This window comes from Pseudomonas sp. Pseu.R1 (genome assembly GCF_045764065.1).
In the GTDB taxonomy this organism is placed as follows: Bacteria; Pseudomonadota; Gammaproteobacteria; order Pseudomonadales; family Pseudomonadaceae; genus Aquipseudomonas.
Genome location: NZ_JBJGEE020000001.1, coordinates 3,708,873 through 3,732,502, shown reverse-complemented (window position 1 = coordinate 3,732,502; position 23,630 = coordinate 3,708,873). Strand labels below are relative to the sequence as shown.

Annotated in this window: 22 protein-coding genes and 1 pseudogene; 9 read left to right on the top strand and 14 right to left on the bottom strand. The window is 58.2% G+C overall.

All coding sequences use genetic code 11. From position 1 onward, the window contains the following. Nucleotides 1-172: 172 nt before the first annotated feature. Nucleotides 173-586, bottom strand: a complete 414-nt coding sequence (locus ACI5GA_RS17300) for a flagellar basal body-associated protein FliL (RefSeq protein WP_404635317.1) — start codon at nucleotides 584-586, stop codon at nucleotides 173-175. A gap of 135 nt (nucleotides 587-721) precedes the next feature. Between ACI5GA_RS17300 and ACI5GA_RS17295 the strand changes: the two genes are divergently transcribed. Continuing rightward, complete coding sequence (locus tag ACI5GA_RS17295; protein WP_421423522.1) at nucleotides 722-1,702, top strand: NADPH:quinone oxidoreductase family protein; 981 nt, start codon at nucleotides 722-724, stop codon at nucleotides 1,700-1,702. 51 nt (nucleotides 1,703-1,753) lie between these two features. Here the strand turns inward: ACI5GA_RS17295 and ACI5GA_RS17290 are convergent, their stop codons facing one another. The 3 genes from ACI5GA_RS17290 to ACI5GA_RS17280 form a co-directional block, all read right to left on the bottom strand. Beyond that, nucleotides 1,754-2,398, bottom strand: coding sequence for a TonB family protein (locus ACI5GA_RS17290; protein WP_404635321.1), 645 nt, complete (start codon nucleotides 2,396-2,398; stop codon nucleotides 1,754-1,756). Nucleotides 2,399-2,613: 215 nt separating this feature from the next. Further along, entirely contained in the window at nucleotides 2,614-3,261 is a 648-nt protein-coding gene (locus tag ACI5GA_RS17285; protein ID WP_404635323.1) for an energy transducer TonB, read from the bottom strand. Nucleotides 3,262-3,308: 47 nt separating this feature from the next. Continuing rightward, complete coding sequence (locus ACI5GA_RS17280) at nucleotides 3,309-3,950, bottom strand: TonB family protein (RefSeq protein WP_421423521.1); 642 nt, start codon at nucleotides 3,948-3,950, stop codon at nucleotides 3,309-3,311. A gap of 262 nt (nucleotides 3,951-4,212) precedes the next feature. Between ACI5GA_RS17280 and glpT the strand changes: the two genes are divergently transcribed. Further along, nucleotides 4,213-5,562 (top strand): glycerol-3-phosphate transporter, encoded by a 1,350-nt coding sequence (gene glpT, locus ACI5GA_RS17275; protein ID WP_404635327.1) that lies wholly within the window; start codon nucleotides 4,213-4,215, stop codon nucleotides 5,560-5,562. Between the two features lie 106 nt (nucleotides 5,563-5,668). Here glpT and ACI5GA_RS17270 read toward each other — a convergent pair whose 3' ends face one another. Beyond that, nucleotides 5,669-6,343 (bottom strand): gamma-glutamylcyclotransferase, encoded by a 675-nt coding sequence (locus ACI5GA_RS17270; protein ID WP_404635329.1) that lies wholly within the window; start codon nucleotides 6,341-6,343, stop codon nucleotides 5,669-5,671. 350 nt (nucleotides 6,344-6,693) lie between these two features. On the opposite strand from ACI5GA_RS17270, the gene ACI5GA_RS17265 reads away from it, so the two are divergent. Next, entirely contained in the window at nucleotides 6,694-7,173 is a 480-nt protein-coding gene (locus ACI5GA_RS17265) for a sn-glycerol-3-phosphate transporter (protein ID WP_404635331.1), read from the top strand. An 8-nt stretch (nucleotides 7,174-7,181) separates the two neighbouring features. Here ACI5GA_RS17265 and ACI5GA_RS17260 read toward each other — a convergent pair whose 3' ends face one another. The 7 genes from ACI5GA_RS17260 to ACI5GA_RS17230 form a co-directional block, all read right to left on the bottom strand. After that, nucleotides 7,182-8,150 carry a CDP-6-deoxy-delta-3,4-glucoseen reductase gene (locus tag ACI5GA_RS17260; protein ID WP_421423520.1) on the bottom strand — a complete coding sequence of 323 codons (969 nt, stop codon included), beginning with the start codon at nucleotides 8,148-8,150 and terminating at the stop codon, nucleotides 7,182-7,184. Beyond that, entirely contained in the window at nucleotides 8,150-9,616 is a 1,467-nt protein-coding gene (gene ubiD / locus ACI5GA_RS17255) for a 4-hydroxy-3-polyprenylbenzoate decarboxylase (RefSeq protein ID WP_404635335.1), read from the bottom strand. The genes ACI5GA_RS17260 and ubiD overlap by 1 nt, the downstream gene beginning before the upstream one ends. Nucleotides 9,617-9,689: 73 nt before the next feature. Beyond that, the gene (locus tag ACI5GA_RS17250; protein WP_421423519.1) at nucleotides 9,690-11,654 is read right to left on the bottom strand and encodes an acyltransferase family protein; all 1,965 of its coding nucleotides are present in this window, start codon (nucleotides 11,652-11,654) and stop codon (nucleotides 9,690-9,692) included. 116 nt (nucleotides 11,655-11,770) lie between these two features. Next, nucleotides 11,771-13,030, bottom strand: coding sequence for a transcription termination factor Rho (gene rho, locus ACI5GA_RS17245; protein ID WP_108236129.1), 1,260 nt, complete (start codon nucleotides 13,028-13,030; stop codon nucleotides 11,771-11,773). Nucleotides 13,031-13,257: 227 nt separating this feature from the next. Next, the gene (gene trxA / locus ACI5GA_RS17240; protein ID WP_081564805.1) at nucleotides 13,258-13,587 is read right to left on the bottom strand and encodes a thioredoxin TrxA; all 330 of its coding nucleotides are present in this window, start codon (nucleotides 13,585-13,587) and stop codon (nucleotides 13,258-13,260) included. A 192-nt stretch (nucleotides 13,588-13,779) separates the two neighbouring features. Next, a complete protein-coding gene (locus ACI5GA_RS17235; RefSeq protein WP_404635339.1) occupies nucleotides 13,780-14,100 on the bottom strand; it encodes a thioredoxin family protein in 321 nt (106 codons plus the stop codon). Between the two features lie 119 nt (nucleotides 14,101-14,219). Then, nucleotides 14,220-14,924 carry a FadR/GntR family transcriptional regulator gene (locus ACI5GA_RS17230; protein ID WP_404635341.1) on the bottom strand — a complete coding sequence of 235 codons (705 nt, stop codon included), beginning with the start codon at nucleotides 14,922-14,924 and terminating at the stop codon, nucleotides 14,220-14,222. Between the two features lie 267 nt (nucleotides 14,925-15,191). On the opposite strand from ACI5GA_RS17230, the gene ACI5GA_RS17225 reads away from it, so the two are divergent. The 5 genes from ACI5GA_RS17225 to ppx all read left to right on the top strand — a co-directional run bounded on the left by ACI5GA_RS17225 (nucleotide 15,192) and on the right by ppx (nucleotide 19,873). Continuing rightward, nucleotides 15,192-15,977: a transporter substrate-binding domain-containing protein gene (locus ACI5GA_RS17225; protein WP_421423518.1), complete on the top strand. Its 786-nt coding sequence runs from the start codon at nucleotides 15,192-15,194 to the stop codon at nucleotides 15,975-15,977. Between the two features lie 29 nt (nucleotides 15,978-16,006). After that, nucleotides 16,007-16,672 (top strand): amino acid ABC transporter permease, encoded by a 666-nt coding sequence (locus tag ACI5GA_RS17220; protein ID WP_404635345.1) that lies wholly within the window; start codon nucleotides 16,007-16,009, stop codon nucleotides 16,670-16,672. Continuing rightward, nucleotides 16,669-17,319 (top strand): amino acid ABC transporter permease, encoded by a 651-nt coding sequence (locus ACI5GA_RS17215; RefSeq protein ID WP_404635700.1) that lies wholly within the window; start codon nucleotides 16,669-16,671, stop codon nucleotides 17,317-17,319. The genes ACI5GA_RS17220 and ACI5GA_RS17215 overlap by 4 nt, the downstream gene beginning before the upstream one ends. Further along, complete coding sequence (locus ACI5GA_RS17210; protein ID WP_404635347.1) at nucleotides 17,306-18,040, top strand: amino acid ABC transporter ATP-binding protein; 735 nt, start codon at nucleotides 17,306-17,308, stop codon at nucleotides 18,038-18,040. The genes ACI5GA_RS17215 and ACI5GA_RS17210 overlap by 14 nt, the downstream gene beginning before the upstream one ends. A gap of 330 nt (nucleotides 18,041-18,370) precedes the next feature. Then, a complete protein-coding gene (gene ppx, locus ACI5GA_RS17205) occupies nucleotides 18,371-19,873 on the top strand; it encodes an exopolyphosphatase (protein ID WP_404635349.1) in 1,503 nt (500 codons plus the stop codon). On the opposite strand, the gene ppk1 is transcribed toward ppx, so the two are convergent. Then, the gene (gene ppk1 / locus ACI5GA_RS17200; RefSeq protein WP_404635351.1) at nucleotides 19,860-22,082 is read right to left on the bottom strand and encodes a polyphosphate kinase 1; all 2,223 of its coding nucleotides are present in this window, start codon (nucleotides 22,080-22,082) and stop codon (nucleotides 19,860-19,862) included. The two genes, ppx and ppk1, sit on opposite strands and share 14 nt — an antisense overlap. 330 nt (nucleotides 22,083-22,412) lie before the next feature. Here ppk1 and ACI5GA_RS17195 point away from each other — a divergent pair, with 330 nt between their 5' ends. Further along, nucleotides 22,413-23,033 (top strand): DedA family protein, encoded by a 621-nt coding sequence (locus ACI5GA_RS17195; RefSeq protein WP_404635353.1) that lies wholly within the window; start codon nucleotides 22,413-22,415, stop codon nucleotides 23,031-23,033. Here the strand turns inward: ACI5GA_RS17195 and ACI5GA_RS17190 are convergent. Further along, a pseudogene (locus ACI5GA_RS17190) lies at nucleotides 23,017-23,540 on the bottom strand (hypothetical protein); the annotation flags it as partial. The gene ACI5GA_RS17195 and the pseudogene ACI5GA_RS17190 sit on opposite strands and share 17 nt — an antisense overlap. Between the last annotated feature and the right edge of the window lie 90 nt (nucleotides 23,541-23,630).

Genomic DNA, 23,630 nt, shown 5'->3' with positions numbered 1-23,630 from the left:
CCACCGCTAAACACTGTGGGAGCCGGCCTGCTGGCGAATGCAAACTATCAGCCAGCGCATTCGTCACAGAACCACCGCCTTCGCCAGCAAGCCGGCTCCCACAGGGTCCGGTGTTTGCTGTACGAAAGCGCGCCGCCGGGGCGGCAGGTTATCTCCTACAAAAAGAAAGACATCACTGCGCAATAAAGTTGTTGAACAGCAAATCATCCACCACAGGCTTGCCGGTCTCCTGGCTCAACACCTGCTGCGTCTGCTTCAACGCCTCCTGACGCAGTTTCTCTTTGGCGTCCACGTTGCTCATGCTGTCGACGGTTTGCTGAGTGAACAGCGCGACCAATTGGTTGCGAATCAGCGGCTCATTGGCCTTGACCAGCTTCTGCGCTTCAGCACCAGTGACACGCAGGGCCACGTCAGCCTTGTAGACGTGCAGTTTCGGTCCACCGTCCAGCGCGTAATTGCCTACGAACGGCGGGGTCAGAGCCACGTAGGACACCTTGTTCGGGTCTTCCTTCTCACCACCGCCCTCTTCGGCCATGGCCACGACAGGCATCGACAACGCCAACAACATCAAAATCCACGCTTTCACAGTCCGCTCCTCAATCCGGTTCGCGCCATAGCTTACTTCAGCTTATGCACGCCTATCAGGCCGGGGCATGCTCATTGACCCCAAATCCCCTCTACCTACACTTATCGGCCATCACCGGAAAAGGAATAGCCCTCGATGAAAGCCGTGCTCTGCAAAGCCTTTGGCCCCGCCGAAACCCTGGTGCTGGAAGATATTCCAACGCCTGAGCCAAAGAAAAACGAAATTCTGCTCAACGTGCACGCCGCCGGGGTCAACTTCCCCGACACCCTGATCATCGAAGGCAAATACCAGTTCAAACCACCTTTCCCGTTCTCGCCGGGCGGCGAAGCCTCGGGCGTTATCGCAGCCGTGGGCGAGAAAGTCAGCCACCTGAAAGTCGGCGACCGCGTCATGGCCCTTACCGGCTGGGGCAGTTTCGCCGAACAGATTGCCGTCGCAGGCTACAACGTCCTACCCATCCCCGAGGCAATGGACTTCATCACTGCCGCCGCATTCAGCATGACCTACGGCACCTCCATGCACGCCCTCAAACAGCGCGCCAACCTGCAACCCGGCGAAACCCTCCTCGTCCTCGGCGCCTCCGGCGGCGTGGGCCTGGCGGCGGTCGAAATCGGCAAAGCCATGGGCGCCCGCGTCATCGCCGCCGCCAGCAGCGCCGACAAACTCGAAGTCGCTAAAAACGCAGGCGCCGACGAGCTTATCAACTACAGCGAAACCAGCCTGAAAGACGAACTCAAGCGCCTCACCAACGGCAACGGCGTGGACGTCATCTATGACCCCGTCGGCGGCGACCTCTTCGACCAGGCCGCCCGCGCCCTCGCCTGGAACGGCCGCCTCCTCGTCGTCGGCTTCGCCAGCGGGCGGATTCCCGAACTACCGGTGAACATCGCCCTGTTGAAAGGCGCGTCAGTGGTCGGCGTGTTCTGGGGTTCGTTTGCTCAGAGGCAGCCACAGGACAACGCGGCGAATTTTCAGCAGTTGTTTGCGTGGTTTGGGGAAGGGAAGTTGAAGCCGTTGGTGTCGAAGGTTTATCCGCTGGAGAAAGCGGGGGAAGCGATTGATTCGTTGGGGCAAAGGAAGGCGGTTGGGAAGGTGGTGGTGAAGGTGAGGCGATAAGCGCGCAAGCCCGTAGTACAACGGGCCTGTTTAAAGTAGAGCGGGCTGTTACTACTGAGTTACAGCCTGTGGGAGTCGACGCCGCATAAGTTCCGGCAACTGGTCTATGTAAAGCGACGAAGGGTTAGCCCGACACCCCCTCAAAACGCTCGGGAAAACTCCGCTAAAATACATCCTCCAGCTTTCTGCTTCCTGATAAGAAATATTATTACCAGGACGAGGTAGCAGATCCAAAACAACGGAAGACTCCGTATAAATATCTAATTTACGCGAGTTAAAACCGGGGTCTTTAACTTTAGCTTCATCGATCCTTTTATTGAGATCGTCACACTTTAAATTCAGAACATTTCTTCTGAATGCAGCTCTCAATCCGCCGGCCTCTCCTCGATTCAATATAACGGAAAGCCTGACTGCTTCAGGATTACCATCCCGAGGCCAAGGTTTGAACCTCCATTCGGAAACCGCCGCCTTGGCGGCCTCTTCGAAGGCCGCATCGGTAGGAGTCATGACTTCAACGTCGGTAATGTGCCCGTCGTAATGTACGGTGTACTCCACCTGAACTCTGCGCGTGTCGCTTGGTGCATCACCTTGAAATTTCACGACAGGCGCGCCTATCGGTTCAATTTTGAAGTTTGCGTCTACTCTCGCAGATATCAGCATCGCGACCGAAATAGATAACACCTTCACTACTGCCATTATTACTTCTTGAAACTGAGCGCAGTTCAGCCTCTGGCTCACCTCTGAAACTTGACACCTCATAGCTATCTCCCGCTTCGAAAAATAAAATTTCGTTAGAATTCAGTTTCGCGACCAGATACTGGCTCTCGACTTGCACTTACACTTCTGTATTGCCCGATATCAGGTCAATACTTCACTGAACTCTTATCATTCGGGCCCTACTGACCACCCGTTCAAAGCATCCCCCGAATCTCTTCCGGCACCGTATCCCGATAACGCATCTCCGGCTGCGCCTTGCACATCGCGACAATCTGCGGGACAGCGGCAACCAACGCATCCCCCGTCTCTTCTCTTTGCTCGTCGGTCATCTTTAGCCGAGTCGCCGATCTCGCCAGCACTTTGAAGGTGTAAGCGAAATAGTGCATGTCGACCCACGCTCGCTCGGGCGAATGGGCTTGGAAGTCGGCCATCGCTTTATTGAATTTGGTACAAGACGCCCTGCGGACGCTCTGGCGCACCCAGCGATGCGGGTTACTCCCTTCTTTGGAATGACTAAAATAGAGTTCTTCCCTGAAGGTCCGGACGCCCGGTAAACCAGGCTTTACCTGCCAAGGTTGGGCGCGCCACTGGGCCACTGCTCGCACTGCCGACTGGGCAAATTTGACGTGCGAGCTGTCGACAACTTTCACGTCAGTGACTGAGCCATCATTGCGTACGCTGAACTCCATGATCACCACGCCTGACACACCTTCCTCATAAAGCGAACGAGGGAAACGAGGAGCTGTTTGTACGTCAAATTCCAGCTCTTTTTCGGGCGCTGCCTCCAGTGCGCCGACCACCAGAAACAGCAGGCTTAAAAGATACGATTTCGTCGTTGCCACGTCCTGACTCCGTTCATTTTTAATCATGTCTCAGACAGTGAGTTACTTCAGGCCCAACTGATCGCTGTTCGCACATCCTTGGGCAGGAAATCGATGTACCGTCGCTCGGGATGAGCGCGGCATTGCTCGGCAACTTCTGGAGTCGCCCTGATCATTTGCTGAAGCAAGTCTTTTCGGGATGCCAGGTCAGGCACCTTCGCCTTCACATAGGCGCCATTCAGAGATTCGAGGGTGTAGGCGAACAGGTCGACATCTCTGAGCGGTGCCAAGGGATAGTCCAGCCGACTGAGGGACACTTCCTTATTCAGATAAGTGCAGAGGACGCTTTCCAGACCGACCGTGACGTCAGGTGAAAACGCTTCGATCTCCTGTCCGCCGAAAAGCACCAGAAGCATCACCTCGGTTGTCGGCGGGTGCGTATCAGAAACCATCCAAGGCTTGAATCGCCATTGCTTAGTAGCCTGCGTGACCGCGCGAGCAAAGTCGGGATGTGAACTCTCCACGGTACGAACGCCGAGAACGTCGCCAGTGTCACCGAGTTCAAGATAAACGCGGACCTTACCTACGTACTCCGCACGCGAGAGGTGTCCGGGGTACACCGGAGAGGGAGAGGAAATGGGCACTAACCACTCTTCTGGCTGTGCTTCGGACTGAAAGAGCAGTGACCAAATAAACGCGATGATTTCCACACCCACCCCCTAAAAGCTGATCTATCGATGGCAGCGATGGTAGGCCGTGGGCTCAATGCCAGTAAGGTGATCGATTCCGGTTCTCAAGTAGGATGCTTCTGAAAGCAGTAACCCTCGGATACACATTCACGCCATGTTCGTAATCCAACACGAAAAACCGCCTCATTCCGGAATTTTCGTCGTTGAGAAGCCTTCCTATTTTCTGTAATGAAAATGTAATATTCGATTTCGCATAACAATACGAACAATCTGGAGTGTGTCGATGTTTGCCTTTTTCCGACCTGCCGCGCATCAGGCCCGCATGCCTGCCGAGCGTGTCGACCCTACGTATCGCCGCCTGCGCTGGCAGATTTTTGCGGGCATCTTCTTCGGTTATGCGGGTTACTACCTGCTGCGCAAGAACTTTTCTTTGGCCATGCCGTACCTGATCGATCAGGGCTACACCCGGGGTGAACTGGGGGTGGCGATTTCGGCGATTGCCATCGCATATGGCCTGTCTAAATTCCTGATGGGGCTGGTGTCGGATCGCTCCAACCCGCGCTACTTCCTGCCGTTTGGCTTGCTTATTTCAGCGCTGGTGATGTTCGTGTTCGGCTTTGCGCCTTGGGCGACGTCGAGCGTGACGATCATGTTTATTCTGCTGTTCATCAACGGCTGGGCGCAGGGCATGGGTTGGCCGCCAAGCGGGCGGACGATGGTGCACTGGTGGTCGCAGAAGGAGCGCGGCGGCGTGGTGTCGGTGTGGAACGTGGCGCACAACGTCGGTGGCGGTCTGATTGGTCCGCTGTTCCTACTCGGTCTGGGCTGGACCAACGACTGGCACGCGGCGTTCTATGTGCCTGCAGCCGTTGCGCTGTTCGTGGCGCTGTTCGCTTTCGCCACGATGCGCGACACCCCGCAGTCGGTCGGCCTGCCACCGGTTGAGGAGTACAAGAACGACTACCCGGAAGGCTACGACGCGAGCCACGAAGAAGAATTCAGCGCCAAGGAAATCTTCGTCAAATACGTGCTGCGCAACAAAATGCTCTGGTACATCGCGCTGGCCAACGTGTTCGTCTATTTGCTGCGCTACGGCGTGCTGGACTGGGCACCCACGTACCTCAAAGAAGCCAAGCACTTCGATGTCGATAAAACATCGTGGGCGTACTTCTTCTATGAGTGGGCCGGAATTCCAGGCACGCTGCTGTGTGGCTGGATGTCGGACAAGATTTTCCGTGGTAACCGCGGCCTGACCGGCATCGTGTTCATGCTGCTGGTGACCGTGGCAACGCTGGTGTACTGGCTCAACCCTCCGGGCAATCCGACCATCGACATGATCGCGCTGATCTCCATCGGCTTCCTGATTTACGGGCCAGTGATGCTGGTTGGTTTGCAGGCGCTAGAGTTGGCGCCGAAGAAGGCAGCGGGCACGGCGGCGGGCTTTACGGGGCTATTCGGCTACTTGGGCGGCTCGGTCGCGGCCAGTGCGCTGATGGGCTACACCGTGGACCACTTTGGCTGGGATGGCGGGTTCGTGATTCTGGTCAGTGCTTGTGTGCTGTCGATGGTGTTCCTGGCGCCGACGCTGCGACATACGCGGGTGGCGAGTCAGTCGCGGGAGGCGATGGCTTAAAGCCGGAGGTCTTTCTGTAGCAGTCCGGCTTGTCGGCGGTGGCGTACTCAACATCGCCGACGCCAGCAAGCCATGCTGCTACAGAGATCACCGCAAGCCCGTAGGATCAAACCGCCAACAACACCGGCCTGCAGCGCTTGAAGCGCTTCTCCAGACTGACATCAGGCATCGCGTGATTGCGCAGCGCGTGGATGGTCTGCTCGACGTACTCCCACGTAGTGCCATAGCGCCCACTGGCGCTGGCCAGGACTTGGGTCAGCACGCTGTCTGGCAAGTTACCGGCGTAACTGGGCAGATGCCTTTCAAGTACGAACCCCAACGCCTGCACCTTGGTGCCATCTTCCAGTCGGCAACTGAGCCAGTGCGGACGGTATGAGGGATATGGCATTTCCCGCTGCCACAACGCCAACAGCGATTCTTCGATGTTTTCTTCAGGCAGGCGGTAAGCGAATCCGCTACAGGAGCCGCCACGATCCAGACCAAACACCAGACCCGGTTGCTCGGGCGTGCCGCGATGCTCGTGAGACCAGAGATAAAGGCCGCGATGGTAGCCATGCACTCGACCGCGCTGACGCTCCACTGCGGAGCATTCGGGGCGCCAGATCAGTGACCCATACGCGAACAACCACACCGGACCACCCTCATGACGCGACAGAGTGGCGTGCATGGAAGCGAGCAGTTGCTCATGGGTCAGCTTCGGCCCCAAGTCGATGACCGGGGGATAGGAAAGCCCCAATCCGTCATGAACGGCAGCCACCAAGCTATTGATTTGATTCCCCATCTGGCGTCCTTCCGATCTTGAAAAGATCGGCCTTGCGCTGAATACACGTGAAACAGGTCGCGCACGGCAGGCGTTCCACATCACGACCATTTGCCCTATCAGACTCAACCCTGACGCAATCCGTCACGCCAGAAAAGCAGACAATGCCCAATTCTCGATGCAATTCGCACTCCATGCGACGCACCGCCCGGCTGGACGGGGCTTGTGGGGCATTGACCATTTGTCGGCGAGCAAAAATCAGACGATTCCTACAGCAACGTCGGAATGTTCAGCTTACGAGCCAAGAGCCTGCTTACGTATAAGTCCGCTCGTTCGCGCCTCGTGCGCGCTAATGAGCGAAGAGACACCACGTGAACAGATTCAAAATGGCATTGACCCTGATTTTATTGGGCGGCACGGCATCGGCCGAGCAGCCTGTCGAGGCATCGAAGGACGAGGGTTTCTGGCAGTTACAAACGAGCGTGTACACGCGCCATTTCTCGCCGTCCCCAGAGCACAACAATCATCAAAATCTCATTGGTCTGGAGCGCAATGAGGCGTCGGGGTGGCTGTATGGCGCGGCGTTTTTTCGCAATTCGTTCGATCAGCGATCCATTTATGCCTACGGCGGAAAGCGCTTTAACAGCAGCCTTCATCCGTTTTATGCCAAGCTCACAGGCGGATTGCTGTATGGCTATAAAGGCGAATATCGCGACAAAATCCCACTCAATCGCTTCGGCATCGCGCCTGCGCTGATTCCCGGCGTGGGCGTCAGCGTCAAGCCTGTGACCGCCGAGCTTGAGCTGCTGGGCAATTCCGCCGCGATGGTCAACGTCGGACTCAGGTTCTAATTGCGCACTCAGGAACGAGGGGCGTAGGCGAACACATCCGCACGCATCTGCCGAGCGTCCATGCCCGCCACCACCAATGCGTCGAGGGTCGAATAGACCATATTGGGCGACCCGCTGGCGTAGACCTGAATCGACTTCAGGTCCGCAAAGTCCTCACAGACCGCCTCATGCAGCAGACCACAGCGCCCTTCCCATCCGCAAAGATCGCTGACGATTTTGTGCAGGTGCAGGTTAGGCAGGGTTTTCCACTCATCCCAATGCTTGAGTTCGTAGAAATCTTCCGGACGACGCACGCCCCAGTAAACATGCACGGGATAGGAGAACCCCTTGGAGCGGCAGTGCTCGATCAGGCTGTGCATCTGCCCCATGCCGGTGCCTGCAGCGATCAACACCAGCGGGCCGTCAGGCAGCTCACCCAGATGAGTGTCACCGAACGGCAGTTCAACGCGGGCCGTACCGTCGCGCTGAAGCTGCTTGATCAGGTTTTGCGCGCTGGCTTCTCGCGCCAGAACATGGATTTCCAGATCCCGGCCGCTTTCTGGTGACGAGGCCATGGAGAACGCTGATTTTTCACCGTCGTCCCGCGCGATCATCAGGTACTGCCCGGCGTGATAGCGCGGCGGCTTGCCTGCCGGGGCGCGCAACGTGACACGCCAGACATCACCGCCCACTTCGACGCATTCGGCAACCTGACAGCCAAACTTGCGCACTGGCAACTCGCCCAGCGGCAGCACGCTGTCCCACACCACCACACAATCTTGCTGCGGCACCGCGATGCAGGTGTAGATTTCGCCGTGCCCCCGCAGCTCACCGGCCTGTTCGACATGGCCTTCGACCAGCAGCGCGGAGCAGATATGGCAATTGCCGTTGCGACAGCTCTGCGGGCATTCGTAGCCCAGTCGCTGGGCGGCATCGAGGATAGGCTCGCCGGGCAATGTCTCAAGTACTGCGCCCGACGGCTGCAAGGTTACGCGCATCAATCTATTCCCAGCTGATTCCAGATTTCATCGATACGGCGAGTAACGGCGTCGTCCTTGACGATGGCACGCCCCCACTCACGCGTCGTCTCGCCCGGCCATTTGTGCGTGGCATCAAGGCCCATTTTTGAACCCAACCCGGACACTGGCGACGCGAAATCCAGGTAGTCGATCGGCGTGTTGTCGATCATCACCGTGTCGCGCTTGGGGTCCATGCGCGTGGTGATTGCCCAGATGACGTCATTCCAGTCGCGCGCGTTGATGTCGTCGTCGGTGACGATAACGAACTTGGTGTACATGAACTGTCGCAAAAACGACCAGACACCCAACATCACGCGCTTGGCGTGGCCTGGATACTGCTTCTTCATGGTCACGACGGCCATGCGGTACGAGCAGCCTTCCGGCGGCAGGTAGAAATCGGTGATCTCCGGGAACTGCTTTTGCAGGATCGGCACGAACACTTCGTTCAGCGCCACACCCAGAATCGCAGGCTCATCCGGCGGGCGTCCGGTGTAGGTGCTGTGGTAAATCGGCTTGATGCGATGGGTGATACGTTCGACGGTGAACACCGGGAAGCGATCGACCTCGTTGTAATAGCCGGTGTGGTCGCCGTAAGGGCCTTCATCGGCCATTTCGCCCGGATGAATCACACCTTCGAGCACGATTTCCGCACTTGATGGCACTTGCAGGTCGTTGCCCCGGCATTTGATCAGTTCTGTGCGATTGCCCCGCAGCAGACCGGCAAACGCATACTCGGAAAGACTGTCCGGGACGGGTGTAACCGCACCGAGGATGGTTGCAGGGTCAGCACCCAGCGCAACCGAGACAGGGAAAGGCTGTCCGGGATGCTTGTCGCACCATTCCTTGAAATCCAGCGCGCCGCCACGATGGCTGAGCCAGCGCATGATGACCTTGTTGCGACCAATCACTTGCTGGCGATAGATGCCCAGATTCTGGCGTTCTTTGTTCGGGCCTTTGGTGACCGTCAACCCCCACGTGATCAACGGTCCGACATCGCCGGGCCAGCAGGTCTGCACCGGGAGCATGCCCAGATCGACGTCATCGCCTTCGATGACCACTTCTTGGCACGGCGCGTCCTTGACGACTTTCGGCGCCATCGAGATGACCTTTTTGAAGATGGGCAGCTTCGACCAGGCGTCTTTCAGCCCCTTCGGTGGCTCGGGCTCTTTGAGGAAGGCCAGCAGCTTGCCGATTTCCCGCAGCTCTTCGGTAGATTCCGCGCCCATGCCCATGGCCACGCGCTCGGGCGTACCAAACAGATTGCCGAGCACCGGAATATCAAAGCCCGTGGGTTTCTCGAACAGCAGGGCCGGTCCCTTGTTGCGGAGGGTCCGGTCGCAGACTTCGGTCATTTCCAGCACAGGCGAAATGGGTACCTGGATGCGTTTCAGTTCTCCGCGCTGCTCAAGCTGCTGCACGAAATCCCGTAGGTCGTTGAATTTCATTAACCCGGCCACTTAACAAATAGACGCACATCCTACCTGCTCTCGCGGCCGACGGCAGCAGCCTGACACGCAATCATCCGCCCCGAACGGCGTTTTCACTCAAGAATATCGGCGCCAATAAAGGCTTCATGCGCTCACCGCCCTTGTCGGAGAGGTGATTTTCGTCCATGTATTGCGAATAGCCATCGAATTCGGCGCGACAGACGCCATCCGGGCACATCAAGGGCGTCGGATCCAGAACCCGAACGTTGGGGTCCTGCGCGCTCAATTGAGTAAACAGTTGATTGAAAAACCGCTGACGCGCCAGGTGCTCGGCAATCGGCCGCCCCAGCTTCTCGGCAGACCGGCCCACCATCGCCAGACTGGCCAAACGCGCCACCGTCCCCTGTCGCTGCAACGGCACCTCTTTGAAGATCCAAACCCGTGCGCCGGTCTCTCGCACGCTGCGCACCATGGCGCTCAGGTCTTTGGCGATCTCCTGTTCCGCAATAGCGCGACTGTCATCGCGGTACAGCACATGCTGCATGTCTCCGTCTTCTTCGCCGTAGAGATAGAGGCTCCAGCGCGCCGCGAGCACAACGTCTCGGATCTTGTGTTCGCGAATGGATTGCAGCGTGGCCTGATTGAAATCCTGACATTGCGGGCGCGTTTCATGCCCCAGAATCGGCAGGCAGCCTGATAGGCTCGCTAACCACACCGGGATGCCATAACGCTCGGCATCAGCTTCAATGGCAGGCTTGAGCGCGGCGGCATGGCTGTCGCCCCAGACCAGTTGCATCGGAGGCGTCTGTTCGTCGCCACCGAAACGGCAGATCTTGCTCATGTCTTCGCTGTCGCGCTGCAGCAAGCATTCTTTTTGTCCTCGCTGCCAGTCTCGGGCCTGCGCATATTGCAGCGCCTGCCCTGACAGTCGATCAGGAATGCCATCGCCGGAGCGCACAACCTGCCCTGCGAAGCCGATCACTAAAAGTGCTGTCAGACCGGCGAACAATACCGGCTTGCGCCCTGCCAACAGACGTTTTTCGCGGAACGGCAATTCAATCAGACGCCAACTGAGCCATGCCAGCACCAACGTCAGGATGACCCATCCACTCGCCTCCAACGCCTGCATACCATCGACCGAAACGGCGTTGGCGTAGACGAACACCGGCCAGTGCCACAGATACCACGAGTAGGAAATCAGACCGACAGCAACCATCGCGCGCCCGCTCAACAGGCGCCCCGCCCATGTCGAGGCGTGCCCGTTGGCCCAAATCATCGCCGTCGCGCCCAACACGGGCAGTAATGCGGCCCAGCCGGGAAACGGCGTGTATTTGTCGAGTCCAAAGATGGCGTACAGCACGGCCAGCAGCCCGGCCAGACTGACGCCCTGATACAGCCATGGCGAGAATTTGCGATCAGACACCGGAAACACCGCCAGCATCGCGCCGCACAGCAACTCCCACGCACGCATCGGCAACAGGAAAAATGCCGCATCGGGCTGACGCTTGATCACCGCGATGTTGAGCGCAAACGACACAATCAGCAGGCCCAACAATATCCAGCGCCAATGCCGGAGATAGCGGGTCAACAGCACCATGAGTAACGGAAAGAGAATGTAGTACTGCTCTTCGACCGACAGCGACCAGGTGTGCAGCAGCGGTTTGAAATCCGATGCAGGGTTGAAATACCCGTCCTGGCGCATGAACAGAATGTTGGAGACGAACATCGCCTGATACCGCACTGCGCGGCCTAGCTGCGAGTAGTCATTGGCGGGCATCAGCACCCAGCCGACCGCCAGCGCAGCGAGCATCATGACGCTCAGAGCTGGAATGATGCGGCGGGCGCGACGCGCCCAGAAATCGACAAAACTGAAGCGTCCCGCGCTGATTTCCCGAAAAATGATCGAGGTAATCAGAAAGCCGGAGATGACGAAAAACACATCGACACCCACAAAGCCGCCACTGAAGAGGCCAAATCCGAAGTGGTACAGCACCACCGGAATGACAGCCAAAGCGCGCAGCCCGTCGATGTCTCGACGATTGCCAAACGTATGCATGACGCTCCTTGTCCCGCTTTCTTGTTTTCGAAATCCGAAAAAAATGGTGCCGAAAGGGGCACCATTTTTCCACCGCCGTTCGGCGTATGCCGCTCAACGCATGACTTGCGCCTGTCTTACTTACGCTTCATCGACAGGAAGAACTCATCGTTGGTCTTGGTCGTTTTCAGCTTGTCGACCAGGAACTCGATGGCAGCGACTTCATCCATCGGGTGCAGCAGCTTGCGCAGAATCCACATGCGCTGCAGTTCGTCGTCGGCCGTCAGCAGCTCTTCGCGGCGAGTACCGGAACGGTTGATGTTGATGGCTGGGAAGACGCGCTTTTCAGCGATCTTGCGATCCAGAGGCAGTTCCATGTTGCCGGTGCCTTTGAATTCTTCGTAGATCACTTCGTCCATCTTCGAGCCGGTTTCAACCAGCGCGGTGGCGATGATGGTCAGCGAGCCGCCTTCTTCGATGTTACGGGCCGCACCGAAGAAACGCTTCGGCTTTTCCAGCGCGTGAGCATCGACACCACCGGTCAGTACCTTGCCGGAGCTTGGGATGACGGTGTTGTAGGCACGAGCCAGACGGGTGATGGAGTCGAGCAGAATGACCACGTCTTTCTTGTGCTCGACCAGGCGCTTGGCCTTTTCGATCACCATTTCGGCGACCTGCACGTGACGGGTTGGTGGCTCATCGAAGGTAGAGGCAACCACTTCGCCGCGCACGGTGCGCTGCATTTCGGTCACTTCTTCCGGGCGCTCATCGATCAGCAGAACGATCAGATGGCACTCAGGGTTGTTACGGGTAATGTTGGCTGCGATGTTCTGCAGCATGATGGTCTTGCCCGCTTTTGGCGGCGCGACGATCAAACCACGCTGGCCCTTGCCGATCGGGGCACACAGGTCGATCACACGACCGGTGAGGTCTTCAGTGGAGCCGTTACCGGCTTCCATTTTCAGGCGCTCGTTGGGGAACAGCGGTGTCAGGTTTTCGAACAGAATCTTGTTCTTCGCATTTTCAGGACGGTCGAAGTTGATGGTGTCGACCTTGAGCAGTGCGAAGTAACGCTCGCCTTCCTTCGGTGGGCGGATCTTGCCGACAATGGTGTCACCGGTGCGAAGGTTGAAACGGCGGATCTGGCTTGGCGAGACGTAGATGTCGTCGGGGCCAGCGAGGTAAGAAGCGTCTGCAGAGCGGAGGAAGCCGAAGCCATCCTGGAGGATCTCCAGCACGCCATCACCCGAGATTTCCTCGCCGCTTTTGGCGTGCTTCTTCAGCAGGGAGAAAATCACATCCTGCTTGCGCGAACGGGCCATATTTTCAATGCCCATCTGTTCGGCCATTTCGAGCAGATCGGTAATAGGCTTTTGCTTGAGTTCAGTCAGGTTCATATAGGAATGACGTAATCATGTATGAGGGGAAATTAAGCTTTTGGCTTAATGAGGCCGCGCCGCAGAGAAGGCGACAGGATCGCGTACAAATCGAAAGGAGAACGTCGGCGACGGCTATGCAGGGGGCAACGGAGAAGCCGTTGCGGGGCCGAATGTACCACTTGATTTTCTGAGCGTCTAGTGCAACGCCCGAAAAAAGCCCCGCGTTTTGCGGGGCTTTAGCGCCATCAGATGTTGGCGTCGAGGAATGCTTGCAGCTGCGACTTGGACAGTGCGCCGACCTTGGTCGCCGCGACTTCGCCGTCCTTGAACAGCATCAGGGTCGGAATGCCACGCACGCCGTGCTTGGCCGGAGTCTCCTGGTTTTCGTCGATGTTCAGCTTGGCAATGGTCAGTTTGCCTTCGTAGGTACCGGCGATATCATCCAGAACCGGGGCAATCATTTTGCAAGGGCCACACCATTCAGCCCAGTAATCCACCAGCACAGGGCCGCTAGCCTTCAGGACATCGGCTTCGAAGCTCGCGTCGCTGACGTGTTTGATAAGGTCGCTACTCATGAGAATTCTCCGAGGTCATAGGCAAAAAAACGTGGGTCATCATAACTGTGTCAACGCGTGACAGGAAGGCTGAGGCGATTGTCTCTTGCTATGACAGCAGGAGGGAAGACTAATCAAGGGTCAGAGAGTTCCTGGCCGAACCGAAGGACAGGAAGGCGCCGACAGCCAATCTAAACCTGGCGCCAGCTAGGACTAATTGATAACGGAATCAAGTTCAGCCTTAAAGTTTTCCTTAGGCTGGGCTCCGATCAGCGTGCGGATGGTTTTCTTGAATATCTTTGCCGTCGGCAGAGATTGAATGGCGAATCTTGCGACCGTATCGGGGTTTTCATCCGCGTCCATTTGAAAAATTAGAGCCTTGCCATTGTAATCATCCTTCAGCCCCTCAAGAAAAGGGAGGCACATTTTGCCTGGGCCACACCAAGGGGCAGTGAAGAACACCAACACAGGAATTTCAGCTCTATCAACTTGCTGATCGAAATCAGCGTCTGTAACGATGTCTAACTTGCTCATGAGAAAGCTCCTTTTCATTCATGCGAACAGTCGACTGCCTCCATGCTCCTTCCGGCAGCACCTTAATTTTAGAACCCTGAGAGCGTGCCGACTCTTAAATGACAAACGGCTCCTCGTTTTCAGCCAGACGGCGCAACGAACACGATCCCCGTACGCAACGCCGCTCCTCTTATATGCTCCTGCATCGCCTTCTGCGCGGGACCGGAAGCATTGCGCGCCAGAGCACGGAGGATCTTGCGGTGCTCCTGCCAGGTCTCCATCGCCCTGCCCGCCCGGATGAACGGTAGTTTCTGGCTTTCCAGAAAGATGTCGGCGCTGGCGGTGATGATGCCGAGAATCGCCTGATTGCCGCTGGCCACCAGAATGCGCCGGTGGAAATCGAAATCCAGCTTCGCGGCGCTGTCGAAATCACCCGCCTTCAGCTCAAGCCGCATGGCTTCGACGTTATCCTCCAGTACATCACGCTCATCGGCCGTCAAGGTCACAGCGGCCAAGCCTGCCGCGAACCCTTCCAGCGCATAGCGCAATTGAAAGGTCTCGGAAGGCGACGCATGGGCAGCGAAAGGCCAGGAAAAACCGCTCGTGCTCTGTTGTGGTTCAGAAATCGCCTGAACGAACACCCCTTTTCCGGGCTGCACACTGACCACGCCCAACGCGCTAAGTGATGACAACGCTTCACGCAAAGACGCGCGACTGACTCCCAGCCGAATTGCCAGATCCCGCTGCGAAGGCAGGCTGTCGCCGGGGCCGTAGCCCTGTTCGGCAATCAGTTTACGGATCGCTTGAAAGGCCGCTTCGGGTACTGCAATCGGGTTTGAGTGCATGAGAGTTCAGACGCAATCAGGGTGGAAAAATCCTCTTTTATAGTCATCGCGAAGATTCGGCAAGTGACGCCCAAGCAAGGGGCGGCGTGGCTTGCAGGCGCGCCAAAGCGGGGCGCGATGCAGGCCAACTGTTCAGACCAGTTAGACCACAACCCCCTTCCAGCCCGCATTCCATGGTCACAAAAGAGAGAGTGGCATGGGCTGTGCAAAAGCGGTGAATCATCACACACGCATCGCCAACACATTCGTTCGATTCGGAGACGTCACATGACCAAGCGTTACAGCGCTCTGCTTGCCGCCCTGTTTGCCAGCCTGATGCTCGGCCAGGCCCCCGCCCACGCCAACGGCCTGGACGATGTGACCGCACGGGGCACCCTGAAAGTCGCCGTACCGCAGGACTTCCCGCCGTTCGGCTCGGTTGGCCCGGACATGAAACCTCGCGGCCTGGACATCGACACCGCACAACTGATCGCTGACAAACTGAAGGTCAAACTCGAACTGACCCCGGTCAACAGCACCAACCGCATCCCGTTCCTGACCACCGGCAAAGTGGACCTGGTGATTTCCAGCCTTGGCAAGAACCCGGATCGCGAGAAGGTCATCGACTTCTCCCGCGCCTACGCACCGTTCTACCTGGCGGTGTTTGGCCCACCTGAAGCGGCCATTAACGGCGTGGACGACCTGAAAGGCAAAACCATCAGCGTGACCCGTGGTGCCATCGAAGACATCGAGCTGACCGCCGTTGCGCCAAAGGAAGCGACCATCAAGCGCTTCGAAGACAACAATTCGACCATCGCGGCTTACTTGGCCAACCAGACCGATCTGATCGCCAGCGGCAACGTGGTCATGGTTGCGATCAGCGAGAAGAACCCGAAGCGCATCCCGGCGCTGAAAGTGAAGCTCAAGGATTCGCCGGTCTACGTCGGCGTGAACAAGGGCCAACCTGAACTGTTGGCCAAGGTCAACGAGATATTGGAAGCGGCGAAGAAGGACGGCGCGCTGGAAAAGAACTCGCAAACCTGGCTGAAACAGCCACTGCCAGCCGATCTCTGATTCCTGCTCGTTGCTTTGAGGCCTTATAAATGGCGTATCAGTTCGACTTCATTCCAGTCCTGCAAAACGCTGACCTGTTGCTGCGCGGCGCGCTGTTCACCCTTGAGCTGACCGCTATCGGCACCCTACTGGGCGTTGCAGTCGGCATCGTCGGCGCTATCGTCAGAGCCTGGAAAATCCAACCGTTCTCGGCCCTGTTCGGGGTTTACGTCGAGCTGATACGCAACACGCCGTTTCTGGTGCAGCTGTTTTTCATCTTCTTCGGCCTGCCTTCGCTGGGGCTGCAGATTTCCGAGTGGCAGGCGGCGGTACTGGCGATGGTGGTCAACCTGGGGGCTTACTCGACGGAAATCATCCGGGCGGGCATTCAGGCGATTCCTCGCGGGCAGCTGGAGGCGTCGGCTGCGCTGGCGATGACGCGCTTCGAAACGTTCCGCTACGTGGTGCTGATCCCCGCACTGGGCAAGGTCTGGCCCGCGCTGAGCAGCCAGATCATCATCGTGATGCTCGGTTCGGCAGTCTGCTCGCAGATCGCCACGGAAGAGCTGAGCTTCGCGGCGAACTTCATTCAGTCGCGTAACTTCCGCGCCTTCGAGACGTACATCATTACCACGCTGATCTACCTGTTCATGGCCCTGATGATTCGTCAGTTGCTGGCCTGGATCGGCAGTCGCTATATCGCGAGGAACCGCTGATGGATTTCACCCTCTGGGACATCGTGCGCAACCTGCTCACCGGGCTGCAATGGACACTGGTGCTGTCGCTGGTGGCATTCATCGGCGGCGGCATCATCGGGCTGCTGGTGATGACGATGCGCATCTCGCACACCTCGGCGTTCCGTACGCTGGCTCGCGCCTACATCGAGCTATTTCAAGGTACGCCGCTGCTGATGCAACTGTTTCTGGTGTTCTTTGGCGTTGCGTTGCTGGGCGTAGATATTTCGCCTTGGGTCGCTGCGGCGTTGGCCCTGACGCTGTTCACCAGCGCTTACCTGGCCGAAATCTGGCGAGGTTGCGTGGAGTCGATCTCCAACGGTCAGTGGGAGGCCTCGGCGAGCCTGGCCCTGACCCGCGTCGAACAGCTGCGTTACGTGATTCTGCCGCAAGCCTTGCGCATCGCGGTTGCGCCGACCGTCGGGTTTTCGGTGCAGGTGGTCAAAGGCACGGCCGTGACCTCGATCATCGGCTTCACCGAGTTGACCAAGACCGGTGGCATGCTCGCCAACGCCACGTTTCAGCCTTTCATGGTCTACGGCTTCGTCGCCCTGGGCTACTTCCTGCTTTGCTACCCGCTGTCGCTCAGCGCGCGCTACCTGGAAAGGAGACTTCATGCCTCTGCTTAGAATTTCCGCCCTGCACAAATACTACGGCGACCACCACGTGCTCAAAGGCATCGACCTGAGCGTCGAAGAAGGCCAGGTCGTGGCGATCATCGGCCGCAGCGGCTCGGGCAAAAGTACGCTGCTGCGCACGCTCAACGGGCTGGAATCGATCAACGACGGCGTGATCGAAGTCGACGGCGAGTATCTGGACGCGGCGCGGGCCGATCTGCGCAGCCTACGACAGAAAGTCGGCATGGTGTTTCAGCAGTTCAACCTGTTTCCGCACCTGACGGTCGGCGAGAACGTCATGCTCGCGCCGCAAGTCGTGAAAAAAGCTTCCAAGGCTGAAGCGGCCAAGCTGGCGAAAGAAATGCTCAACCGCGTGGGTCTTGGGGAAAAGTTCGATGCGTTCCCGGATCGTCTGTCTGGCGGTCAGCAGCAGCGCGTGGCCATCGCCCGTGCGCTGGCAATGTCGCCCAAGGTGCTGCTGTGTGACGAAATCACCTCGGCGCTGGACCCGGAACTGGTCAACGAAGTGCTCAGCGTGGTGCGGGAGCTGGCCAAAGACGGCATGACGCTAATCATGGTGACCCATGAAATGCGCTTCGCCCGGGAAGTGGGCGACAAGCTGGTGTTCATGCACCAGGGCAAGGTGCATGAGGTGGGCGATCCGCGAGAATTGATGGCTAACCCGAAGACGCCGGAGCTGGCGAATTTCATTGGCTCAGTTGAAAACGCCTGAGGTCGTTACACACCATTTATCGGCTTATCGGCGAACGCGATCCCGTGGGGGATTCTTTGTTGGCTGGTCAACCGCATTCGTCGGAACGCCGCCCGCACCAACGCGGCTCCCACAATGACCGGGGCAGATCCATGACTTCTGTTCGGCGCCGAACCTGTGGGAGCCGCCTTGCTGGCGAAGGCGGCGTGTCAGTCGGTTCATCCTGTGCGGACCCCATGCGTCCGCCAGCAAGCCGCCCCCGCAACACTCGCAGCACAAATGTATCGTCTTGTTTGGCGCCAATGCCCGTTCGTGGCACGATGTCGGGGTTATCGACCGAGACCTTTGACCATGCCGCCATCCACTGACAAGAACCTCTCGCTGATCGCCGCGATCGACCTGGGCTCCAACAGCTTTCACATGGTTGTTGCCAAAGCGCATCAGGGTGAAATCCGCATCCTTGAGCGGCTCGGTGAGAAGGTGCAACTGGCCGCCGGAATCGACGACGAGCGCAAGCTCAATGAAGAATCCATGCAGCGCGGGCTCGATTGTCTGAAGCGTTTTGCCCAACTGATCAACGGTATGCCGCCAGGCTCGGTGCGCATCGTTGGCACCAACGCCCTGCGCGAAGCGCGCAACCGCAATGAATTCATTCATCGTGCCGAAGAGATCCTCGGCCATCCGGTCGAAGTCATTTCCGGCCGTGAAGAAGCGCGCCTGATCTACCTCGGCGTGTCCCACACCCTGGCCGACACGCCCGGCAAACGTCTGGTGGCGGACATCGGCGGCGGCAGTACCGAATTCATCATCGGCCAGCGATTCGAGCCTCTGCTGCGCGAAAGCCTGCAAATGGGCTGCGTGAGCTTTACCCAGCGCTATTTCAAGGACGGCAAAATCACCCCGGCACGCTACGCGCAGGCTTACACCGCAGCGCGGCTGGAGATCATGAGCATTGAGCACGCCCTGCATCGCCTGTCCTGGGATGAGGCCATCGGCTCGTCCGGCACCATTCGCGCCATCGGTCTGGCCCTGAAGGCGGGCGGCCACGGCAATGGCGAGGTCAACGCCGAAGGTCTGGCGTGGCTCAAGCGCAAACTGATGAAGCTGGGAGAAGTCGACAAGATTGATTTCGACGGCATCAAACCGGATCGCCGCGCGATTTTCCCCGCAGGCCTGGCCATTCTCGAAGCGATCTTCGACGCACTCAATCTGGAGCGCATGGATCACTGCGACGGCGCATTGCGCGAGGGCGTGCTGTACGACCTGCTGGGCCGGCATCACCACGAGGACGTCCGTGAACGCACCCTCAGTTCGCTGATGGACCGTTATCACGTCGATCTGGAACAAGCCGCCCGCGTCGAGCGCAAGGCACTGTCAGCGCTGGATCAGGTCGCACAGGCGTGGGGACTGGAAGATGAGTTGTATCGTGATCTGCTGAGCTGGGCCGCCAAGGTGCACGAGGTGGGTCTGGACATCGCGCACTACCACTACCACAAGCACGGCGCGTACCTGATCGAGCATTCGGATCTGGCAGGGTTCTCGCGGGAAGACCAGCAAATGCTCGCACTGTTGGTACGCGGCCACCGCCGCAACATTCCCAAGGATAAATTCGCCGACTTTGGCGATGTGGGCGTGAAGCTGATTCGCCTGTGCGTGCTGCTGCGCTTCGCGATCCTGTTCCACCACATTCGCGGCACCCAAGAGATGCCGCAACCTGTGCTGACCGCCAACGATAACCAGCTCGACATTCAGTTCCCGGATGGCTGGCTGGAAAACAACCAGCTGACTCAGGCCGACTTCGCGCTGGAAGCGGAGTGGCTGACCCGAGTCAACATCGTCCTCAGCGTACGCTGAGGACCGGGTTGCTGAGCCTCTCCAGCAACGACGCCTGCACATTGCGGGGGTTCTGGTTGCCGGTCGGCGTGCTGCGAATGTAGCGCCCGTCCGGCTGCAACAGCCAGGCGTGGGTGTTGTCGGTCAGATACCCTTCCAACTCCTTCTTCACCCGCAGAATCAGCTTTTTGCCCTCGACCGGGAAGCAGGTCTCGACGCGCTTGTCGAGGTTGCGCTCCATCCAGTCTGCACTGGACAGGAACATCTGCTCGTCGCCGCCGTTAAGGAAGTAGAAGACACGAGTGTGCTCCAGGAAGCGGCCAACGATCGAACGTACCTGAATGTTGTGCGACACACCCGGCACGCCCGGACGCAAGCAGCACATGCCACGCACCACCAGATCGATTTTCACGCCCATCTGACTGGCCTTGTACAGCGCACGGATGATCTTCGGATCGGTCAGCGAGTTGAACTTGGCGATGATGTGCGCGGGCTTGCCTTCGGTCGCGAATTGCGTTTCGCGACCGATCATGTCGAGCATGCCTTTCTTGAGCGTGAACGGCGCGTGCAGCAGCTTCTTCATGCGCAGCGTTTTACCCATGCCGATCAACTGGCTGAACAGTTTGCCGACGTCTTCACACAGCGCGTCGTCGGAGGTCAGGAGGCTGTAGTCGGTATACAGACGTGCGTTGCCAGCGTGGTAGTTACCCGTCCCCAAGTGCGCGTAACGCTGAATCTCACCCGCTTCGCGGCGCAGAATCAGCATCATCTTGGCGTGGGTCTTGAAGCCGACCACGCCGTAAATCACCACCGCACCTGCCGCTTGCAGACGGCTGGCGAGTTGCAGGTTGGACTCTTCATCGAAGCGCGCACGCAATTCGATGACGGCCGTGACCTCTTTGCCGTTACGCGCGGCGTCCACCAGCGCGTCGACGATTTCCGAGTTCGCGCCGCTGCGGTACAGGGTCTGGCGTACGGCGAGGACGTGAGGGTCTTTCGCGGCCTGACGCAGCAAATCCACCACGGGCGTGAAGGACTCAAACGGGTGCAGCAGCAAAATGTCCTGCTTGCTGATCACGTTGAAGATGTTTTCGCTGTTCTGCAAAAGCTTCGGAATTGCCGGGGTGAACGGCGGGTGCTGAAGCTCAGGATGGCTGTCCAGACCGGTGATGCTGAACAGACGGGTCAGGTTGACCGGACCGTTGACCTGATACAGCTCGCTCTCGGTCAGGTTGAACTGCTTGAGCAGGTAGTCCGACAGGTGTTTAGGGCAGGTATCGGCCACTTCCAGACGCACCGCATCACCGTAACGCCGGGAGAACAGCTCGCCACGAAGGGCGCGGGCCAAGTCTTCGACGTCCTCGGAATCCAGCGCAAGATCAGCGTTACGCGTCAAACGGAACTGATAGCAGCCCTTGACCTTCATGCCTTGGAACAGGTCATCGGCATGGGCGTGAATCATCGACGACAGGAACACGTAGTTGTCGCCCGGCCCACCGACATCTTCCGGCACTTTAATGACGCGCGGCAGCAGACGTGGCGCCGGAATGATTGCCAGACCCGAGTCACGACCAAAGGCGTCGATACCTTCCAGCTCAACGATGAAGTTCAGGGATTTGTTGACCAGCAACGGAAACGGGTGCGTCGGGTCCAGACCAATCGGCGTGATGATCGGCGCGATTTCGTCGCGGAAATAACGACGCACCCACGTCTTCAGTTTCGTGGTCCAGTAACGACGACGGATGAAACGCACCTGATGCTTTTCCAGCTCCGGCAGCAGGATGTCGTTGAGGATCGCGTACTGGCGGTCAACGTGGCCATGGACCAGCTCGCTGATGCGGGCCAGCGCCTGATGCGGTTGCAGACCGTCGGCACCGGCTTGTTCACGGGCGAAATTGATCTGTTTCTTCAGGCCCGCGACGCGAATTTCGAAGAACTCGTCGAGGTTGCTGGAGAAAATCAGCAAGAACTTGAGACGTTCGAGCAGTGGATAGGACTCATCCAGCGCCTGTTCCAGCACGCGAATGTTGAACTGCAACTGCGACAGTTCGCGATGGATATAAAGGCTGCTGTCGTCCAGGTTTGGAATCACGACAGCAGGAGCGACGGGCGGGTGCGCTTCAGGAGCGGGTACGACCTCGATGGTCGGCTCGACCACTGAGTTCACTTCCTGCGACACGACCTGAGGTTCGATTTCGACGACGGCTTCGGTTGTTCCTTCGGTACTCATGAATAATCCTGTAAGGCAATCGCCCTTATCACAGTTGGGCCGTGGGAACGGCTGAGGAGATCAACCTGCCGGTCCCGCCACAGCTAGGGGGACGAACAGCAGCGCAGACCGGTCACACCGGACTCCTGCGGACAAACGTGACAGTTATAAGCCAGCATTATGACTCTTGCATGACAGTTGGATGTCCACCATACAGTGTCAGACTCAAACCCGCTTCCCAGACAACAATTCCACTGAAGTCGTAGGAAACTTTAACGCCAAGACACATTTCGACACTTTCCTGAATGTGTCCGGCGCGTTAGGCTGCGCGTTCATTTCGCCAGCACCCATATGATGCTCCAGCATTTTTTACAAGAATTTGGCTACTTCGCCCTTTTCCTCGGCACCTTTTTCGAAGGTGAGACCATTCTGGTTCTCGCTGGATTTCTGGCGTTTCGCGGGTACATGGACATCAATCTGGTCGTGGTGGTTGCCTTCTTCGGCAGCTACGCAGGCGACCAGCTCTGGTATTTCATGGGGCGCAAGCACGGCCGCAAGCTCCTGGCACGCAAACCGCGCTGGCAAATGCTCGGCGATCGCGCGCTGGAACACATTCGCAAGCACCCGGACATCTGGGTGTTGAGCTTCCGCTTTGTCTACGGCCTGCGTACGGTCATGCCCGTGGCGATTGGCCTGTCCGGTTACCCGCCGGGGCGCTATCTGCTGCTCAACGGTATCGGCGCAGCGATCTGGGCGGCGGCGCTGGGCGCTGCGGCGTACAAATTCGGCGCCGTACTCGAAGGCCTGCTGGGCAACGTCAAGAAATACGAGCTGTGGGTACTGGGCGCCCTGTTGGTGATCGGTGGCCTGCTGTGGCTCCGACGCCGCCTCAAGAACGCCCGCATTGCCCGGGAAGAAGCCAAGCTGGCGCTGCCTGCTGCGGTCGACGCCAAGGACCGGCCAGACGAGTAAACCGCCCATGAGCGCGATACATCGCAATCGTGCTCAACAAGGTGTACGTCAGCAACGCCGCCCATCCCAGCGAACTGGCTGACCACAGCCCCACAACAGGCGCCAGCGCCATCAGCGGCCAGTTCGCCACCAGCCTCACCCCCTCCAGCTTCAACGCGGCGGCCCTTTCTCCAGCGCCACCCCGAACACGAACAAACCCAGTGCAACCCACGTCCAGCCCAGCATCAACGCGGGCGAGGACAGCGCTTCCCCATTCGACAGCAGGTAGCTACCGAGCAGCGTGTACAACGAAAACTGCACGTCGATGTAAATCTGCTGCGCAAGGTTCAACGGCACATCGAATTTGCCCTTGGTCAGCAACCCGGTGGTGGTTGACAGCACGCCGGTACTCGAACTGTTGATCGCGTCCGCTCCACGGTAGTAATTGACCTTACGCCAGCAATCAGCCAACAGTTTTACCGCGATCAGCACAAAGAAAAACGGCACGGCGTACAGAATGAAATTCATCGATGCCACCCGGCGACGAAACTTCAAAGATTAGGCGCCACCACGGCAAAACCTTGTGGCAACAGGTGAGAAATTAGTAGACATTTGATG

Excerpts from the sequence above, each read along its gene's own strand:
- ACI5GA_RS17295 (WP_421423522.1), top strand. The coding sequence starts at position 722 with ATGAAAGCCGTGCTCTGCAAAGCCTTTGGCCCCGCCGAAACCCTGGTG.
- ACI5GA_RS17290 (WP_404635321.1), bottom strand. The coding sequence starts at position 2,398 with ATGGCAGTAGTGAAGGTGTTATCTATTTCGGTCGCGATGCTGATATCT.
- glpT (WP_404635327.1), top strand. The coding sequence starts at position 4,213 with ATGTTTGCCTTTTTCCGACCTGCCGCGCATCAGGCCCGCATGCCTGCC.
- ACI5GA_RS17270 (WP_404635329.1), bottom strand. The coding sequence starts at position 6,343 with ATGGGGAATCAAATCAATAGCTTGGTGGCTGCCGTTCATGACGGATTG.
- ACI5GA_RS17260 (WP_421423520.1), bottom strand. The coding sequence starts at position 8,150 with ATGCGCGTAACCTTGCAGCCGTCGGGCGCAGTACTTGAGACATTGCCC.
- ubiD (WP_404635335.1), bottom strand. The coding sequence starts at position 9,616 with ATGAAATTCAACGACCTACGGGATTTCGTGCAGCAGCTTGAGCAGCGC.
- ACI5GA_RS17250 (WP_421423519.1), bottom strand. The coding sequence starts at position 11,654 with ATGCATACGTTTGGCAATCGTCGAGACATCGACGGGCTGCGCGCTTTG.
- rho (WP_108236129.1), bottom strand. The coding sequence starts at position 13,030 with ATGAACCTGACTGAACTCAAGCAAAAGCCTATTACCGATCTGCTCGAA.
- trxA (WP_081564805.1), bottom strand. The coding sequence starts at position 13,587 with ATGAGTAGCGACCTTATCAAACACGTCAGCGACGCGAGCTTCGAAGCC.
- ACI5GA_RS17235 (WP_404635339.1), bottom strand. The coding sequence starts at position 14,100 with ATGAGCAAGTTAGACATCGTTACAGACGCTGATTTCGATCAGCAAGTT.
- ACI5GA_RS17230 (WP_404635341.1), bottom strand. The coding sequence starts at position 14,924 with ATGCACTCAAACCCGATTGCAGTACCCGAAGCGGCCTTTCAAGCGATC.
- ACI5GA_RS17225 (WP_421423518.1), top strand. The coding sequence starts at position 15,192 with ATGACCAAGCGTTACAGCGCTCTGCTTGCCGCCCTGTTTGCCAGCCTG.
- ACI5GA_RS17220 (WP_404635345.1), top strand. The coding sequence starts at position 16,007 with ATGGCGTATCAGTTCGACTTCATTCCAGTCCTGCAAAACGCTGACCTG.
- ACI5GA_RS17210 (WP_404635347.1), top strand. The coding sequence starts at position 17,306 with ATGCCTCTGCTTAGAATTTCCGCCCTGCACAAATACTACGGCGACCAC.
- ppx (WP_404635349.1), top strand. The coding sequence starts at position 18,371 with ATGCCGCCATCCACTGACAAGAACCTCTCGCTGATCGCCGCGATCGAC.
- ppk1 (WP_404635351.1), bottom strand. The coding sequence starts at position 22,082 with ATGAGTACCGAAGGAACAACCGAAGCCGTCGTCGAAATCGAACCTCAG.
- ACI5GA_RS17195 (WP_404635353.1), top strand. The coding sequence starts at position 22,413 with ATGATGCTCCAGCATTTTTTACAAGAATTTGGCTACTTCGCCCTTTTC.